Raw genomic sequence first — 13,392 nt, 5'->3', positions numbered from 1 at the left:
TCTGGAGTATCCTGAGCGGCAGGGTGGGCTTGAAATACAGCCGGGAGAGATCATGACGACCAACAAAAAAAGCGCGCAGGATTTGATTCAAGAAGCCCGGCGTGAGCATCAGGCGAATCTTGCCCGAGGCGTTGGCGTTTTTGATGGCGGCAAAGCCTGGAAAGAACTCAGCAAGCAGATGGCAGATGCAGTATTGCAAAAGCTCGAAGACGACTTCGACAAACCCTGAGCTACAGACATCCATGAAAGCCCTGGCATCCGCCGGGGCTTTTTCGTTATGAGCTCCCCGCGCCACAAAAAGCTGCCTCGTTAAACGTGGCGCGCAAATCCAAGGCCTCGCCCAGTGCGGGGCTTTTTTATGCCCGCAGGCAGGGCCTGCACAAGTCTCTGGGAGACAGCAATGACCTTGAAATTCCAACTTGACAGCCTCGAAGGCGTCGATGAATCGGTAGCAGCCCTGTATGTCGAGAAGGACGGCAAGTTCGTCCTCGGCATCGATGGTCTGCCGCAGCAGGAGGATGTCACCGGCCTGAAGGCCAAAGTCCAAGAGCTGCTTGACGAAAAGAAGGCCGAAGCCGACAAGCGCAAGGCTGCCGAAGAACAGGCTCGCCTGGAGCGCGAGGAAGCCCTGCGCAAGTCTGGCAACGTCGAGGAGCTCGAAAAGTCCTGGTCCGAGAAATACAACCGCCGCGAAGCTGAGCTGACCGGCACCCTCGAAAGCGAGCGCGCCACCCTGCAAGGCCAGATCCGGGATCTGACCGTGGGCCGTACCGCCACCGAGATCGCGACTGCTCTGGCCGTGCCAGGCAGCGCCAAGGCATTGCTTCCCCACATCGAACGCCGGCTGAGCGTCGAGCAGCGCGACGGTAAACCAACCGTTGTCGTGCTGGACGCTGCCGGCAAGCTCTCGGCGGCAACGCTGGATGAGCTGAAAGCAGAATTCACCAACGATCCGGCCTTCGGCCCGCTGATCGCTGGTAGCAAGGCATCTGGCGGCGGGGCCGGCGGTGCTGGAAAAGGCGGCGGGGCCGCACAGAAACGCTCCGAAATGACCTCTGTCCAGAAGCGCGAATACATCGAAGCGCATGGGCAGGAGGCATACCTCAAATTGCCAAAATAGGAAGTAGCAGATGCCTACCACCCTCAACTCGGACATGATCATCTACAACGATCTTGCCCAAACCGCTTATCTGGAGCGTCTGCAGGACGTTCTGGAGGTGTTCAACGCCTCGTCGGGCGGTGCGCTGATCCTGCGTAACGAACTGATCGAGGGCGACCTGCGCAAGCGTTCGTTCTACAAGATCGGCGGCACGTTGGGCCACCGTAACGTCAACTCTGACGCCGCTGTAGCCGGCATCAAGATCGGCGCCGACGAAGCGGTCGGCGTGAAAACCCCGTGGAAGTACGGCCCGTACGAGACCACGGAGGAGGCCTTCAAGCGACGTGCGCGAAGCCCCGAAGAGTTCTCCATGCTGGTTGGCCAGGATATGGCCGACGCAGCCCTGGACTACTACATCCAGACTGCCTTCGCGGCTCTGGGCGCGGCTATCGGTGCTAACGCCAACATGGTCGCCACCGGCTCCTTCGCAGTCGATCACAAGAAGGTGCTGACCAAGGGCATGCGCAAGTTTGGCGATCGTTTCAATCGCATCGCGCTCTTCGCCATGGACTCCGCCACCTACTTCGATCTGGTTGACGACGCAATCGACCAGAAGATTTACGAAGAGGCGGGCGTGGTCATCTACGGCGGCTCGCCTGGCACCATGGGCAAACCGGTCCTCGTCTCTGACAAAGTCACCGAAGAGCGCATCTTCGGCCTGCAGGTGGGCGCTGTTTCGGTGACTGAGTCCCAAGCCCCGGGTGTGCGCTCGTATCCGGTAAACACCCAGGAAAACTTGGCGATCGGCTATCGCGCGGAAGGCGCTTTCAACGTCGACATCATGGGTTACTCCTGGAAGGACACCGCAGGCGTAAACCCGAACCTCGCAGCTCTCGGCGCCGGCGCGAACTGGCGTAAGCATGCGACCAGCGACAAGGCTACTGCCGGCGTCCTGATCGACTTGTCCGCGCCTTAATCGGCCACAGCAAAGGCGGGTCCAGCGGGCCTGCCTTGGAGATAATCCATGGAACTGATTTACACCACCCAGCGTGACGGCTTCGAGCAAGGCCGTACCTATCGCAACCCACGACACTTTGATCAGGCCGAACCAGGCGTCGAATCGGTTGTGGTGATCGGCGATTGGCCCAAGGTGGTCGATGCTTACGAAGCCGCTGGCGCTGATGTGTCAGTGGTTGAGGTACCGACACGCGTGGCTCTTGTCGAAGGTCCCGATCATGCAGCGCTCGATCGCGTGGTCACCGAGCTTGCATCCATCGGCGTGATCGTCGACTCCTTCGCCGCGCAGCGCCTGGAGCGCCCTGAAGGCGAGCTTGGCGAAACTGCTGGCCACCTATTCCAGGTGTTGGAAGCGGTCAACGCCGGTATCGCGAGCCTTCAGCGCGAGCGCGACGGTGAAGTCGAGAAGGCTAGAGTGCTGCAGAAGCAAGTGGACGACCTGCTGGCCCAAGCAGCCAAGCGGGAGCTTGAGACCGAAGAAAGCCGCGAGGCCAAAGAGGTCGCCGAGCTCAAGGCCACGCTGGACGCTGCGAACGTCACCTACCGCGCCAACGCCTCGAAAGAGACGTTGCAGAAGCAGGTCACTGAACTCGGCCAACAGTAATCCCGGGGCTGCGGCCCCACTCATTCAAGCGGAGGCCTGATGGCTACCTACATCACCGTGGCCGACGTGGACACCATTCTCGGGCCTGACTGGGCAGCTCCAGAGCTGAAGGACGAGGCGGTCTTCGAGGCGAATGCCTATCTGACCGCGCTCAACCTGGTCGGCATCGACATGGACAACATCCCTGACGACGTTAAGCAGGCCGGCGCCAGGCTGGCCAAATGCGCTTCGCAGGGGAGGCTGTACCAGCAGCAGACCGAGGGCTCGCTCGAGGCGAAGACCGTCAAGGCCGGATCGGTATCGACCAGCAAGACCTTCGGCTCGATCGACAAGACCTGCACTGTCGCCCAGCCAGCCTGTGTGCAGTTGGCACTGGCCCTGCTGACGCCATGGCGCAGCAATCCGTTCGCCTTTGCTGTGAAAAGGGGATAGCCATGGGGCTCCGCGACGATATCCAGGCAGACCTGGCTGAGGCCTTCGACGAAGACCTGGCCGACGCGGTATCGACGTTCACCGGTACCTACATGGGGCCCGGCGTCTGGGACCCGGTAAACGAGACCACCACGGCCCAGCCAGTGACCTACACCGGGCGCGGGGTGCTCGACAGCTACGACAGCCGGCGCATCGACGGCCTGAACATCCTGGTGGGCGACCTTCTGCTGATATGCCTGGCCAACGAAGTGACTGACAGGCCTGCCGTTGGGCACCAGATTACTGCCACCGACCTGATCACTGGCGAGCCAGTGACATACAGCATCATCAGCCCAGGCATTGACCCAGCCAAGGCGCACTACGAAATCCAGCTGAGGAAGTGACTATGGCCAAAGGCAAGGGCAATGGGTGGAGCACGCCCCCAAGCACATTTGCTGGGGTAGTGGAAGATGCGCTGACGCAGCGATCAAGGGCGATAGCCATGGCGATGCTTGGAGAGATCGTGTTGCGCTCGCCAGTTGGCAACCCTGATCTATGGGAGAGCCCGGCACCCCCAGGCTATACAGGCGGCAGATTCCGGGGAAGCCACATCGTCAGCATCGGAGCCCCCGTCTACACCCAGACGACAAAAATCGACAAGAACGGCGCCGAAACCACCGCCGAAGGGCAGCGGCAGCTTTCAGGCCTAGAGCCGTTCACCGTCATTTACGTTCAGACGAACTTGCCCTACGCCGGCAAGTTGGAGGACGGCCACTCGACCCAGGCGCCTGGTGGCGTCTATGCGGCGTCCTTCCATGGCGTCTCGCAGGCCTACTCATGACCTTCGAACAGATCCGGGCCATCGTCGCTGGCCGCATGACGCAGTGGGCGGGCATTCCCGCATCCGCTGTCGACTACCCGAACAACCCGCAGGGGCCGTTCGACCCGTCCGGGAAAACCATTTGGGCCAGGCTGGCGGACGTTCCAGGTCTGGCCAGCGCGCCGGAGGTCGGCATTGGCCCATGCGTGCGCCGGACCGGCATCATCATGATTCAGCTGTTCGTGCCGAGCTACAAGGGCACACTGGCCATCACCAAGGCCGCCGACACGCTGGTACAGCACTTCGAGTTTTACAGCGACCCGACCGGTCCGTTTGAGTGCTACACGGCCTCGGCCAATACGATCGGCGATGACGGCCACGGCTGGTACCAGGTAAACGTGTCGATCCCATACCGGGCCTACTAATCAGGAAGGTTAACTTTGATGTCCTTTAAGTGAAATCTGAAGGATGTCCAAATGTTGCTAACACCTAGCTTGTTTGCCGCATCTTGAGGTGATCTGTATTTATCAAGGGGGTCATTTTTGTCGTCGGGCCAGGTAGCAAAGGCTTTCACTATGATGGCAGAGACCGGGTCAATCCCGAGCTCCTGGTCACTGATCCTCCTGTAGTACTCAATTCCTCCTAGCCGTTTCGCAACTGGACTAAGGAGAAGGTAGAACTGATGTCGCCAGTGCTCCTCATGGCTCTCGCACTCCCTCATGGTGAAGTCGCTTGTTATGCGCTTTTTGGTGGCTTTGTATTCCTCGATCAATCTCGCTGAGGTAAGCCAGTTCAGTCTGTCTCTCGGTGGTTCTGCTGCCCTTTCGGATGGACCCCTTAGCGCCAGATATGCGCGTTCTAAAGTTGTTTTCGCGTGATTCATTAATCGCTCATCCTCCCTTGCTTGATTATCGGCCTCCTGCTCAAGTTTAGAGTTCTGGGCAGTTTTTTTGATCGTATAGAAAGCGCCAAAAGCAGATGCGGCAGCAGCAATAGCAGAGATAGCGCTCAGTGCAAACGATATGTAGGTAGCGGTTTCCGTTTCCATTTGTTGTATCCAATGTTGCCGCAAAATTATTGATGCTATCCGGGCCGGCATCGCGCATCAAATCGTTCACCGCCACATGGCGGTTTTTTTACGCCTATCGAAAGGAGAAACACCCCATGAGTAGCGGTGCAAAGCGCTCGACCGCGTGGATTCGCGAGATCACCCCGGGAATTACCCCGCCAGGCCCATGGAACGTGCTGACCCGCGTCAGCTTCGGCCTGGTGCCTACCTACAACACCGAAGAGAACAACGAGATCGGCGAGACTCGCATGTCGCAGGGCACTGCCCAGACGACCGTGGATGTCGGCGGCGATATCGAGACCAAGTTCCGCTACGGGGCTCTGGACGAGTTCCTGGCCTCCTGCTTCGGCGCGAACTGGTCCGGTAATACCCTGACCATGGGCAACGATCGCATTTCGTTCTCCATCGCTGCCTATGACGCGGACGTTGGTATCGCCGGCATCGCTCGCGGAGCCCAGGTTGACACGATCAACATCGAGGTCCCGAACGACAACGAGATCAGCGTCACCACCACGTTCATGGCCACCTCGTGGCAGGACAAGGCCGACAACACTTCCTTCATCGTCAGTCCTGCGCCCGAGGCCAACCAGCGGCGCTACGGCTTCAAGGATGTGACCGGGCTGAAGATCAACGGCGTGCAGCTGGGTGACGACAACGCGTGCGTTGACACCTTCAACCTGCAGTTCGCCAACAACTCGCAGACCCAGCGCTGCATCGGCAACGGCAACCCGTTTCCCGGGGCAGTGATCACAACGACGTTCGTTCCGTCCGGCTCGATCACCCTGAGTTGGTCCAAGACCGCCTACCAGTACTGGAAGGCGCAGCAGACCGGCGACTCGCTCAGCTTCGAGTTCACCCTGAGCAACGCAGACGGTGGCTACACCTTCCTCATCCCCGAGATGGAAGTCAGCGGCGATTGGCCGGACGGTGGCGCCACCGACATCGTTCAAGTCGAGTTGTCATACACCGCCCGCCGCGTGCCGCCGACCATCACCCGTCTGCCGGCGCCCGTCGTCATTGCTGCGGTGGAAGTAACCCCGGCCACCCTGAGCCTAGCGGTGGACGAAACTGCAGATCTCGAGGCCGTGGTCACCCCAGTTGGCGCAAGCCAGCTGGTTACCTGGACCTCTTCGGACCCGGCCATCGCAAGCGTGAGCGCCACCGGCCTGGTAACCGGCCTGGCTGCCGGCACCGCCACCATCACCGCGACCAGCGCCGCAGACGGCACCAAGACCGACACCTGTGCTGTCACCGTCACCGCTTAACCCTTTGCCCGGCGCGCCCTGCGGTGTGTGTCGGGCCTTTTACCGCAGAGGAATACCATGGCTATCGTCATTTCCCAGGCTCCAAAGTTGGACCTTGAAGGCACGCGGTGGGTGGATATCGCCCCGGGCGTGAGGATCAAGGTCGGATCGGCGGGTAATCCGAAGTTCAAGTCTCACCACGCCCTGATCCAGCGGCATCAGGCGATTGTGGACTCTCGCTACGGCGTGGGCACCGAAGGTTTCGACCCGGTGAACGCTGAGATCCCAGACATCGAAAGCATGGATGACATGCTGGTCGACCTGGTGTGCAAGCACATCATCCTTGGCTGGGAGGGCGTGGAAGAGGCCGAGCAGCCAGGCGTTGATATCGAGTACACGCAAGAGCGCGGCAAGCTTCTCATCGCACAGCGCCCGGATGTCTATTTCACCGCTCTGCAAGTGGCCACCGACATCGCCACGCGGGCCGAGGAGCGGGCCAAGGAGACGGCAAAAAAGCCGTAGAGGCATATCGCTGGTCGCGTGATTGGTCTGGCCAGGAGAATGAGAAAAAGCGCTGGAAGCACGAGCGCTTAGGGCTGAAGGCTCAGGATCCGCCGGAGATCGACAACGTGGTGACCGAGGTCCTTGAAGCTTACGCCGCCATCAGCAGGTCTCGACAGTATGTGGGCGTGATCGGAGCGCCGGCTCCTATAGCGCTAACCCCCATCAACGAGTATTTCGACCGCAAGCCATCAGCGATATGCCGCGAAGAGATTGATGCAGCGATCTTCGCCCTGGACGACGAGTTCCGCAGGCACTGGGCCGAGCAGCAGGAAAAAGAGCGGCCGAAGGATGCGCGCCGGAAAAAATGAGTAGTTCGGCGCGCGGGCGGCGCTACCTGGTTGGCGCCGCCGCAGTGCAGCCACTAAGGCTTTCAGCCCGGGAGATCACCGACTGGCTTGAGGTTCACCCGCTACCACTGCCCAGGCGCCTTGTCGACGAGGTGATATTCGCCTTGGATGAGGCCGCGCTGGCGGAAGAGGACGAAAATTAGGAGATGAGCATGCAAAATCTGGAAGAAATGGAAGAGCAGCCTGATGGTAAACCGGTAAAGACGCTTGAGGAGTTGAAGAAGCTCGCGAGTGATGAGGCCGACCTATTAGAGCGCCGGCTCACGCGCCTCGAAGAAGCGCTCGGATTGAATCCGATTATCTAGCGGATTTAGCCTCGTCGCACAGCTGCTTGATCAGAACCTTGTTAGCTCTGGCTTCGCCGCTCCAGCGCATACCGCTTGCTGCCGCCAGTGCCGTGTCGAGGACTGCATCAACGCCGCTATCCCCTGACGACTGATGCACAGCCTTGAGCAGTCCTCGAGTCAAGCAGGCCATAGTCTCAACGGTGTTAGCTAGCTCTTGAATGTACTTCTGCTGTTGCTCAATGAAGCGATGCATCTCTTGTTCGTAGCTCATGCGACCTCCTGGTCAATGTTGCCCCGGTCCATGGGCTTGCCGGCAACGGACCGGGGCGGTTTGTTACCGGCCTGAACCAGTAGTTTGGGTTTTAACGATCAGCTCCCACCAAATGTCAACTTTTGGGTCTGCATGCTGGTGTTTGTTTTGGGGTGGGAAGGGGTCACCTTTGTTCGAGGTAATTTCGTCGCCGCAGCCTCTGCAGCGGTATATGCCAGAAACGGGCACTATCGCGCCGACCCCGTACATCTTCTTCCAATGATCCGCATTGGGCTCTGTAGTTTCGCTTAAGTATTTCTTTGTGTCCGAAGCGTATTGGGCCATGTCTAACCCTCCTTGCGATGTGGAGGCACAACGCTACTACGGCACCCGCATGGCGGGTTACTGGCTTTCCGTCCAGGGTGGATGGGCGGACAGGGTGGTCAGGTGATCAGCTTTCAGCGATGATGGCTCATTGCCTTCCTCAAGGAGTCGAGCTATGGCGCTACGTTTTCGAAAAAGCATCAAGATCGCCCCCGGCGTACGAATCAACCTTAGCAAGAGTGGCGTTAGCACCTCGCTCGGCGTCAAAGGGGCAACTGTCAATCTCAGCAAACGCGGTACTCGCGTTACGACAGGAATACCAGGAACTGGCATTTCAAGCTCAACGCTTTACAAGGCCAAGCAAAGCCGAGCGAGCTCGAGTGGAGGGCCCAGGGAGTACTCGACGGGTGAGTGGGTGCTTGCATGGATAATTGGAGAGATTCTTGCGATTGTGGGTTGGCTGAGGCTGGATGGTGGAGTGAGCATCCTTTGCTTGGTGATAGCGCTTTTGATCCCCGTGAGCTTGTTTCTCTATTACCGTCCCAAGCGCAGTAGTTGGTAGGTCAAAGTGACCGGCTCAGCCCCGCGCTGGGCTTTTTGTGACTAGCTCTGGCCTGCGCCTAGCTGTCGCCGTGCTACGAGATGGCTTGGTCGAGGCTGTTCTCTCGCTCCGCTTCAGTGTCCTGCGCGTCGAACATCGCAGCTATGGTCTCGGTGTGCTTTTTCTGAGTGGTCGAGTAAAGCATGCATCGGTTTAAGAGAAGTCTTTTCATGCTTCGGACCGAGGCGAGGTGACTGGGTTCTACCTCCAGTATATCAACTCGACTATTGCGCGAGCAGGTCACCTCAATCGTGTAGCTCGCGATCGTGCCGTCGACGCGCTCAGTGTGGCCAAGGCATTTAAAGGTGAGTGTAGGTTCGCGTTCAGAGTGCCTGGTGGCTGCGCGCAGAAGTCTAGCTAAGCTCCAGCAAGCGCCTATGTCTCAGCATTCTCCACAACCCTTTGCACCTGCCGCTGTATTTCTGCTCCATGCGCGATTTCAGCTTTGCGCAACTCGTAGGCAGACTGGAGGTTCGTCCAGAATTGGGGGGTGGTGTCAAAACAGGTTGCGAGGCGCAATGCTACGTCAGCGGTGATGCCGCGCTTCTCGTTCACAATGTCCAATACAGTGGGAGGGGAAACGTGAAGTTTCCGAGCAACCTCTGTCGGAGTGAGATCCAGTGGATGGAGGAACTCTTCCTTTAGGATCTCGCCCGGGTGGACCGGGCGCATGCCGTTAGTAAACACAAGTCACCTCAGTGGTAGTCTACAATTTCAACGTTTTCAGGCCCCTGAGCATCCCAGGTAAAGCAAATTCGGTACTGATCATTTATTCGGATGCTGTATTGACCTTGCCGGTTCCCTTGTAGTGCTTCCAGGCGATTCCCGGGAGGTGCCCTGAGGTCCTTCAGGGCGACCGCCTCATTCAACATCGTCAGCTTTCGTTGAGCGACAGACAGAATTGGCGCCCATCTGCGAGAGGCGCCAGTCGTGAACAGCGTCTGCGTTTCTTGGCAACGGAAGCTGATAATCATCGTTAACGCTTAACGTGGGTCGTTAATGACGATTGTAGAGCGCCTGACCGCGGCGTTCGTGATTCCCGATGAACGGATGGGTCAGACCGGCGCTTGGCCGGGCTTGGGGTTACTCGTCCTTATCTGCCTTTCGGCTTTCTTCGATCTGTCGCTTAAGGCTGGCGGCGAATTCGGGGCTCTCTTTGAGCATTCGGAGGCCCCAGGCGAGGGTTTCAGACAGGACTTCGCCCAAGGACTTGCCTGATGCGCGGGCTGCTTTTTGCATCTGGTCGAAGGTTTCGCGGTCTATCGTGATCGGCATTTTATCGCCGTCAGGACTCTCTAGGACGACTGGAACCTCGTCTTGAAGCTCCTCCACCGGCACGCAAAGTGCTTCGGCCAGTTTTCTCAGCACAGTCTTACGAGGCTTTGCCTGGCCAGCCTCATACCTTGAAATCTGTGAGGGAGACACACCACTGGCGTCTCCCAGTTCCTGCTGCGTGAGGTTTCTCTCGCCGCGCAGGTAGATGAGTTTTGTTGCGAAATCGTCAGACATGGCGCGCCCTATGTACGTCTCTAGAAGCATACATCAAACGCACAAAAAGCAAAAAATGTTTGACAAGGCAATCAAAGGCATTAAACTCACAAAACGCAAGAAAAGGAGCCAGGTATGGGTACCAAGAAGATAACCACCGCAGTGAGAATGCTGTGCGATATGCGACAAAAGCTGGAGCAGCGCGCGGAGATTAATGGGCGAAGCTTGAGCGGAGAGATTGTCTTCCGGCTCAGAAAATCACTCGAGCAGGAGATGCAGGATGAGAAAAAGCAGCGGGCATGAAAAAGCCCCAGTGCTGGCAGGCGCTGAGGCTTTGGATAACGTCAATCGGTCTAGGAAAAACGTCGAGATGAATAATAGCACAACAATTACGCCGGACAACCTCCCGCGCATTCGCTTTACCGGGCTGCCGGTCATTACCACTGCGGCACTCGCTAGCGTGTACCGAGCCAAGCCCAAAAACATCCAGGACAATTTCCAGAACAACGCAGACCGATTTGAAGCCGGGAAGCACTTTTTCAAGCTGGAAGGCGCGGATCTCAAGGCTTTCAAGAACAGCCCCGATAATATCGGGTCTGTTGATAAGCAGGCGCGTAGCCTCATCCTCTGGACTGAGCGTGGTGCTGCTCGTCATGCCAAGATGCTGGACACCGACGAAGCCTGGGAGGTGTTCGAGAAGCTGGAAGACAGCTACTTCCAGATTAAGGGGCAAGGTGGAAGCTCCTTCCCTGTACCTGTTCAGACTCTCATGGGAACGGTAATAGGTAGTGACGGCGAGCACGTTCTGGATCAGGTCATCGATCAGAAGGCCAACGCTCTCCCGGTCGCACTGCGCCGTAGCTTCAAACACACCATGAAGAGCCGGCTGCGCACCCGCTTCAGCGTTCAGAAGACCGCACTGATTCCGGCGGAAGAACTGGCCAATGCCTGTAACTTCGTCGCTGCCTACGTTTTCGAGGGCGAGCACCTGCCTAAGCGTGAGCCTGTTCAGATCGCCGGCGAGCCACACAAGCGCTACTTGCTGGCTTTCGACCACAAAGGCCAGCAGAGCATTGAGGAAATATCAGAAGGCGCATTCATCCTGTCCAAGCGCGAGTTGATGGAGGGCATGGTTGCTACTCCTGGCGATATTCCTGTCTCGATTCCCGAAATGTTCCAGTTCTTGATGGCGGCTGTCGTGAACCTGAAAAGCCGATACGAGTACATGACCCGGAGGGCCGGGAAATGAGCATGGAGCTGTTAACTCTGAGTATCAAGGGCACTTCGCCGCTGATGATGCACAGCGACAAGCTGGCAAACCCGCTGCACCCGGCTACGAAGGCTCACAAGGAGCTGACCGCCAAGCGCAAGAAAACTGATGATGATCACTTGGCCATTGCTCGGTCTGAGTTCATCGCCGGTGCCTATTTTGATTCATCGTCCGGGTTCTTCATCCCTGGCGCGAACTTCGACGCGACATTCCTTGCAGGCGCCAAGCTGCAGAAGCTGGGGACGCACTGGAAGCGCGGAGCCTTGGTAATGACTGACAAGGCTGAGCTTGAATTCGCCGGCCCATCGACGCCGGAGTCGCTTTGGGATGATCAGCGTTTCGTCGACTGCCGCGGAGTGAAGGTCGGCCAGGCCAAGATCATGCGGTACCGGCCGATCTTTCTCGACTGGGCATGCCAGCTTGAGGTGGCGATCAATGCCGATGTGCTTGACCTTCAGGAGGTGAAGAAGGCCATCGAGGACTCCGGCAAGCTGATCGGTGTCTGCGAGTATCGCCCACGGTTCGGTCGTTTCAAGGTGGTCTATGTCTGAGCTCACCAAATATCCCGGTCACAAGCAGGCGGTCGAGGACTTCCTCAAGGAGTTCAAGTACGGCGACCTTGTGGGGCACGACTGGCTTGAGGCGCGGTTCGGCATGCCCTCCATGGGTGACTCCAAGTCGCTCACGGTCGAGCAGTTCCGCGATCGGCAGTTCGAATGGCTGGCAAACGTCGAGGCGTTCAAGGCCGAGTTGCTGCGCGATCACCAGGTCTGCCTGCAGTCAGTACGAGGGCGCGGTTATCGCTGGGTGCCACCGCATGAGCAGACGGGGGTGGCCATGGAAGAGCTTGGGCGCAACGTTCGCAAGGTGTTCCGCAGCACTGGGCAGAAGCTGAGAAATCTGCGCATCACTGAGCTGACCGACGATCAGCGACGAGATAACCTGGATCAGGTGGCGAAGTTCTCCGCGCTGCGCGGGATGGCGACGAAGGCCCTGCGCTGAGTAGCGTCATGCCCTTTCTATGAGAGGGCATTGCGGTGCGAAAGCATCATGCGGCTAGGTTCGCAAGGGTCCGGCGCGATATGGCGTGACAAGGTGTGGCATGGGCTGAAAACAGCGTAATGCTCCTTCGTCGAGGGGGTATTGCGGTGGCGTAAGCCGCCAATTGAGCTGGGGCGTGACAAGGCGTGCCGTGGTTGGCCATGGTATGGCTTGGTCCGGCGTGGGCCGTAAACGGCATCGAGAGGGCACCTTTGGGTGTCCTTTCTTTTTTTCACCCTGTATTCGCGGGGTTTTGGCGCTTCCTGCTGATGGTGGTAGATTGCTGCCATCAACTCGGGAGTGGCAAAAAATGGCTCAAAGCAGGGATGATCTGAATAGCCTAGCAAGGACTGTTGCTGCACATTTCATGGCTGAACTGGAGCATGCGGCCAAAAGCGGTGAGGATATTCAGGCTCTCCTGCTCAAGCATGAGGAGTCTCAGAAAAACCTCATGCAAGGATGGCCAGATGAGGACGTAGTTATCTTCACTGACGCGTATGTTGCAGAACTCGAAGCGAAGTCGAATAGCTCTCTGCAGGAATCCCCCCATCAGAATGATCATCATGAGGGAAGCAGTCGCCAGGAAAGGACTCTGGATAGGCAGGCTGTGCGGAGATACGTCAAGACAGATAGCGACGAACTGCTGGCGGCCGCAGCAAGAGGCGAGAATATTCATCAGATCGCTCTTGATCAGCAGGATAGGTTCAACGAACAGTTGAAAAACCTGCCTCCAGATGAGGCGCTTGCCCTCCAGGCCATGTATGCGGAAGAGCTTAATGCAAACACCCTTCACATGAGCGCTGAGGCTGATAGATTAAACAGGCAGGCAGATGATCTAAATCAGAGGGCTGCCGCAGAAACTGAAAAGAACGAGGCTATCGGCAAGGCACTTGGAGCTATCGCCTTTTGCGTGGTGTTCGTCCTGATTTTGATGGCGCTGAGGAAATAAGCGCCTC

Annotated in this window: 23 protein-coding genes; 18 read left to right on the top strand and 5 right to left on the bottom strand. The window is 58.1% G+C overall.

What is annotated here, in order from left to right; genetic code table 11:
* Positions 1 to 52: 52 nt before the first annotated feature.
* From A4C63_RS26290 to A4C63_RS09790, 8 genes are all read left to right on the top strand, one after another.
* On the top strand, positions 53 to 229 hold the full coding sequence (locus A4C63_RS26290; RefSeq protein ID WP_156510868.1) for a hypothetical protein: 177 nt from the start codon (positions 53 to 55) through the stop codon (positions 227 to 229).
* 171 nt (positions 230 to 400) lie between these two features.
* Positions 401 to 1,120 (top strand): hypothetical protein, encoded by a 720-nt coding sequence (locus A4C63_RS09820; protein WP_063912504.1) that lies wholly within the window; start codon positions 401 to 403, stop codon positions 1,118 to 1,120.
* Between the two features lie 10 nt (positions 1,121 to 1,130).
* Positions 1,131 to 2,075 (top strand): major capsid protein, encoded by a 945-nt coding sequence (locus A4C63_RS09815; protein WP_063912503.1) that lies wholly within the window; start codon positions 1,131 to 1,133, stop codon positions 2,073 to 2,075.
* A 48-nt stretch (positions 2,076 to 2,123) separates the two neighbouring features.
* Positions 2,124 to 2,720 carry a hypothetical protein gene (locus A4C63_RS09810; RefSeq protein WP_063912502.1) on the top strand — a complete coding sequence of 199 codons (597 nt, stop codon included), beginning with the start codon at positions 2,124 to 2,126 and terminating at the stop codon, positions 2,718 to 2,720.
* A 39-nt stretch (positions 2,721 to 2,759) separates the two neighbouring features.
* Complete coding sequence (locus A4C63_RS09805; protein ID WP_063912501.1) at positions 2,760 to 3,152, top strand: hypothetical protein; 393 nt, start codon at positions 2,760 to 2,762, stop codon at positions 3,150 to 3,152.
* A gap of 2 nt (positions 3,153 to 3,154) precedes the next feature.
* Positions 3,155 to 3,535: a hypothetical protein gene (locus A4C63_RS09800; protein WP_063912500.1), complete on the top strand. Its 381-nt coding sequence runs from the start codon at positions 3,155 to 3,157 to the stop codon at positions 3,533 to 3,535.
* Positions 3,536 to 3,537: 2 nt separating this feature from the next.
* Positions 3,538 to 3,972, top strand: a complete 435-nt coding sequence (locus A4C63_RS09795) for a hypothetical protein (RefSeq protein WP_063912499.1) — start codon at positions 3,538 to 3,540, stop codon at positions 3,970 to 3,972.
* Positions 3,969 to 4,376, top strand: a complete 408-nt coding sequence (locus A4C63_RS09790) for a phage tail terminator-like protein (protein ID WP_063912498.1) — start codon at positions 3,969 to 3,971, stop codon at positions 4,374 to 4,376. Before A4C63_RS09795 ends, A4C63_RS09790 begins: the two co-directional genes overlap by 4 nt.
* On the opposite strand, the gene A4C63_RS09785 is transcribed toward A4C63_RS09790, so the two are convergent.
* Positions 4,373 to 4,999 (bottom strand): hypothetical protein, encoded by a 627-nt coding sequence (locus tag A4C63_RS09785; protein ID WP_063912497.1) that lies wholly within the window; start codon positions 4,997 to 4,999, stop codon positions 4,373 to 4,375. The two genes, A4C63_RS09790 and A4C63_RS09785, sit on opposite strands and share 4 nt — an antisense overlap.
* A gap of 116 nt (positions 5,000 to 5,115) precedes the next feature.
* On the opposite strand from A4C63_RS09785, the gene A4C63_RS09780 reads away from it, so the two are divergent.
* From A4C63_RS09780 to A4C63_RS26285, 4 genes are all read left to right on the top strand, one after another.
* Positions 5,116 to 6,285, top strand: coding sequence for a phage tail tube protein (locus tag A4C63_RS09780; protein ID WP_063912496.1), 1,170 nt, complete (start codon positions 5,116 to 5,118; stop codon positions 6,283 to 6,285).
* Positions 6,286 to 6,342: 57 nt separating this feature from the next.
* Positions 6,343 to 6,786, top strand: coding sequence for a hypothetical protein (locus A4C63_RS09775; protein ID WP_063912495.1), 444 nt, complete (start codon positions 6,343 to 6,345; stop codon positions 6,784 to 6,786).
* Between the two features lie 110 nt (positions 6,787 to 6,896).
* A complete protein-coding gene (locus A4C63_RS09770; protein WP_256202917.1) occupies positions 6,897 to 7,136 on the top strand; it encodes a hypothetical protein in 240 nt (79 codons plus the stop codon).
* Between the two features lie 191 nt (positions 7,137 to 7,327).
* Positions 7,328 to 7,480, top strand: coding sequence for a hypothetical protein (locus tag A4C63_RS26285; protein WP_156510866.1), 153 nt, complete (start codon positions 7,328 to 7,330; stop codon positions 7,478 to 7,480).
* Here the strand turns inward: A4C63_RS26285 and A4C63_RS09760 are convergent.
* Positions 7,473 to 7,733, bottom strand: a complete 261-nt coding sequence (locus A4C63_RS09760) for a hypothetical protein (protein WP_063912492.1) — start codon at positions 7,731 to 7,733, stop codon at positions 7,473 to 7,475. The two genes, A4C63_RS26285 and A4C63_RS09760, sit on opposite strands and share 8 nt — an antisense overlap.
* 478 nt (positions 7,734 to 8,211) lie before the next feature.
* On the opposite strand from A4C63_RS09760, the gene A4C63_RS27015 reads away from it, so the two are divergent.
* A complete protein-coding gene (locus A4C63_RS27015; RefSeq protein ID WP_063912490.1) occupies positions 8,212 to 8,598 on the top strand; it encodes a DUF4236 domain-containing protein in 387 nt (128 codons plus the stop codon).
* Positions 8,599 to 9,012: 414 nt separating this feature from the next.
* Here the strand turns inward: A4C63_RS27015 and A4C63_RS09745 are convergent, their stop codons facing one another.
* The 3 genes from A4C63_RS09745 to A4C63_RS09740 form a co-directional block, all read right to left on the bottom strand.
* Complete coding sequence (locus A4C63_RS09745; protein WP_063913060.1) at positions 9,013 to 9,309, bottom strand: HigA family addiction module antitoxin; 297 nt, start codon at positions 9,307 to 9,309, stop codon at positions 9,013 to 9,015.
* A gap of 23 nt (positions 9,310 to 9,332) precedes the next feature.
* Positions 9,333 to 9,611 carry a type II toxin-antitoxin system RelE/ParE family toxin gene (locus tag A4C63_RS25510; protein WP_082888294.1) on the bottom strand — a complete coding sequence of 93 codons (279 nt, stop codon included), beginning with the start codon at positions 9,609 to 9,611 and terminating at the stop codon, positions 9,333 to 9,335.
* Between the two features lie 109 nt (positions 9,612 to 9,720).
* On the bottom strand, positions 9,721 to 10,146 hold the full coding sequence (locus A4C63_RS09740; protein WP_063912489.1) for a helix-turn-helix transcriptional regulator: 426 nt from the start codon (positions 10,144 to 10,146) through the stop codon (positions 9,721 to 9,723).
* Positions 10,147 to 10,260: 114 nt separating this feature from the next.
* On the opposite strand from A4C63_RS09740, the gene A4C63_RS25505 reads away from it, so the two are divergent.
* From A4C63_RS25505 to A4C63_RS09720, 5 genes are all read left to right on the top strand, one after another.
* The gene (locus A4C63_RS25505) at positions 10,261 to 10,428 is read left to right on the top strand and encodes an Arc family DNA-binding protein (protein WP_082888292.1); all 168 of its coding nucleotides are present in this window, start codon (positions 10,261 to 10,263) and stop codon (positions 10,426 to 10,428) included.
* On the top strand, positions 10,406 to 11,374 hold the full coding sequence (locus A4C63_RS26730) for an ORF6N domain-containing protein (protein ID WP_256202916.1): 969 nt from the start codon (positions 10,406 to 10,408) through the stop codon (positions 11,372 to 11,374). The genes A4C63_RS25505 and A4C63_RS26730 overlap by 23 nt, the downstream gene beginning before the upstream one ends.
* A complete protein-coding gene (locus A4C63_RS09730) occupies positions 11,371 to 11,946 on the top strand; it encodes a hypothetical protein (RefSeq protein ID WP_063912488.1) in 576 nt (191 codons plus the stop codon). Before A4C63_RS26730 ends, A4C63_RS09730 begins: the two co-directional genes overlap by 4 nt.
* Positions 11,939 to 12,397: a hypothetical protein gene (locus A4C63_RS09725; RefSeq protein ID WP_063912487.1), complete on the top strand. Its 459-nt coding sequence runs from the start codon at positions 11,939 to 11,941 to the stop codon at positions 12,395 to 12,397. Before A4C63_RS09730 ends, A4C63_RS09725 begins: the two co-directional genes overlap by 8 nt.
* A 349-nt stretch (positions 12,398 to 12,746) precedes the next feature.
* The gene (locus A4C63_RS09720) at positions 12,747 to 13,385 is read left to right on the top strand and encodes a hypothetical protein (protein WP_156510864.1); all 639 of its coding nucleotides are present in this window, start codon (positions 12,747 to 12,749) and stop codon (positions 13,383 to 13,385) included.
* Positions 13,386 to 13,392 lie beyond the last annotated feature (7 nt).

Origin of the sequence: Pseudomonas sp. p21, assembly GCF_001642705.1 — a bacterium.
Classification (GTDB): domain Bacteria; phylum Pseudomonadota; class Gammaproteobacteria; order Pseudomonadales; family Pseudomonadaceae; genus Aquipseudomonas.
This window is presented reverse-complemented; position numbering and strand designations above follow the sequence as displayed.

Coding starts and splice junctions, on each gene's coding strand:
- A4C63_RS26290 (WP_156510868.1), top strand. CDS start 53: ATGACGACCAACAAAAAAAGCGCGCAGGATTTGATTCAAGAAGCCCGG.
- A4C63_RS09820 (WP_063912504.1), top strand. CDS start 401: ATGACCTTGAAATTCCAACTTGACAGCCTCGAAGGCGTCGATGAATCG.
- A4C63_RS09815 (WP_063912503.1), top strand. CDS start 1,131: ATGCCTACCACCCTCAACTCGGACATGATCATCTACAACGATCTTGCC.
- A4C63_RS09810 (WP_063912502.1), top strand. CDS start 2,124: ATGGAACTGATTTACACCACCCAGCGTGACGGCTTCGAGCAAGGCCGT.
- A4C63_RS09805 (WP_063912501.1), top strand. CDS start 2,760: ATGGCTACCTACATCACCGTGGCCGACGTGGACACCATTCTCGGGCCT.
- A4C63_RS09800 (WP_063912500.1), top strand. CDS start 3,155: ATGGGGCTCCGCGACGATATCCAGGCAGACCTGGCTGAGGCCTTCGAC.
- A4C63_RS09795 (WP_063912499.1), top strand. CDS start 3,538: ATGGCCAAAGGCAAGGGCAATGGGTGGAGCACGCCCCCAAGCACATTT.
- A4C63_RS09790 (WP_063912498.1), top strand. CDS start 3,969: ATGACCTTCGAACAGATCCGGGCCATCGTCGCTGGCCGCATGACGCAG.
- A4C63_RS09785 (WP_063912497.1), bottom strand. CDS start 4,999: ATGGAAACGGAAACCGCTACCTACATATCGTTTGCACTGAGCGCTATC.
- A4C63_RS09780 (WP_063912496.1), top strand. CDS start 5,116: ATGAGTAGCGGTGCAAAGCGCTCGACCGCGTGGATTCGCGAGATCACC.
- A4C63_RS09775 (WP_063912495.1), top strand. CDS start 6,343: ATGGCTATCGTCATTTCCCAGGCTCCAAAGTTGGACCTTGAAGGCACG.
- A4C63_RS26285 (WP_156510866.1), top strand. CDS start 7,328: ATGCAAAATCTGGAAGAAATGGAAGAGCAGCCTGATGGTAAACCGGTA.
- A4C63_RS09760 (WP_063912492.1), bottom strand. CDS start 7,733: ATGAGCTACGAACAAGAGATGCATCGCTTCATTGAGCAACAGCAGAAG.
- A4C63_RS27015 (WP_063912490.1), top strand. CDS start 8,212: ATGGCGCTACGTTTTCGAAAAAGCATCAAGATCGCCCCCGGCGTACGA.
- A4C63_RS09745 (WP_063913060.1), bottom strand. CDS start 9,309: ATGCGCCCGGTCCACCCGGGCGAGATCCTAAAGGAAGAGTTCCTCCAT.
- A4C63_RS25510 (WP_082888294.1), bottom strand. CDS start 9,611: ATGATTATCAGCTTCCGTTGCCAAGAAACGCAGACGCTGTTCACGACT.
- A4C63_RS09740 (WP_063912489.1), bottom strand. CDS start 10,146: ATGTCTGACGATTTCGCAACAAAACTCATCTACCTGCGCGGCGAGAGA.
- A4C63_RS25505 (WP_082888292.1), top strand. CDS start 10,261: ATGGGTACCAAGAAGATAACCACCGCAGTGAGAATGCTGTGCGATATG.
- A4C63_RS26730 (WP_256202916.1), top strand. CDS start 10,406: ATGAGAAAAAGCAGCGGGCATGAAAAAGCCCCAGTGCTGGCAGGCGCT.
- A4C63_RS09730 (WP_063912488.1), top strand. CDS start 11,371: ATGAGCATGGAGCTGTTAACTCTGAGTATCAAGGGCACTTCGCCGCTG.
- A4C63_RS09725 (WP_063912487.1), top strand. CDS start 11,939: ATGTCTGAGCTCACCAAATATCCCGGTCACAAGCAGGCGGTCGAGGAC.
- A4C63_RS09720 (WP_156510864.1), top strand. CDS start 12,747: ATGGCTCAAAGCAGGGATGATCTGAATAGCCTAGCAAGGACTGTTGCT.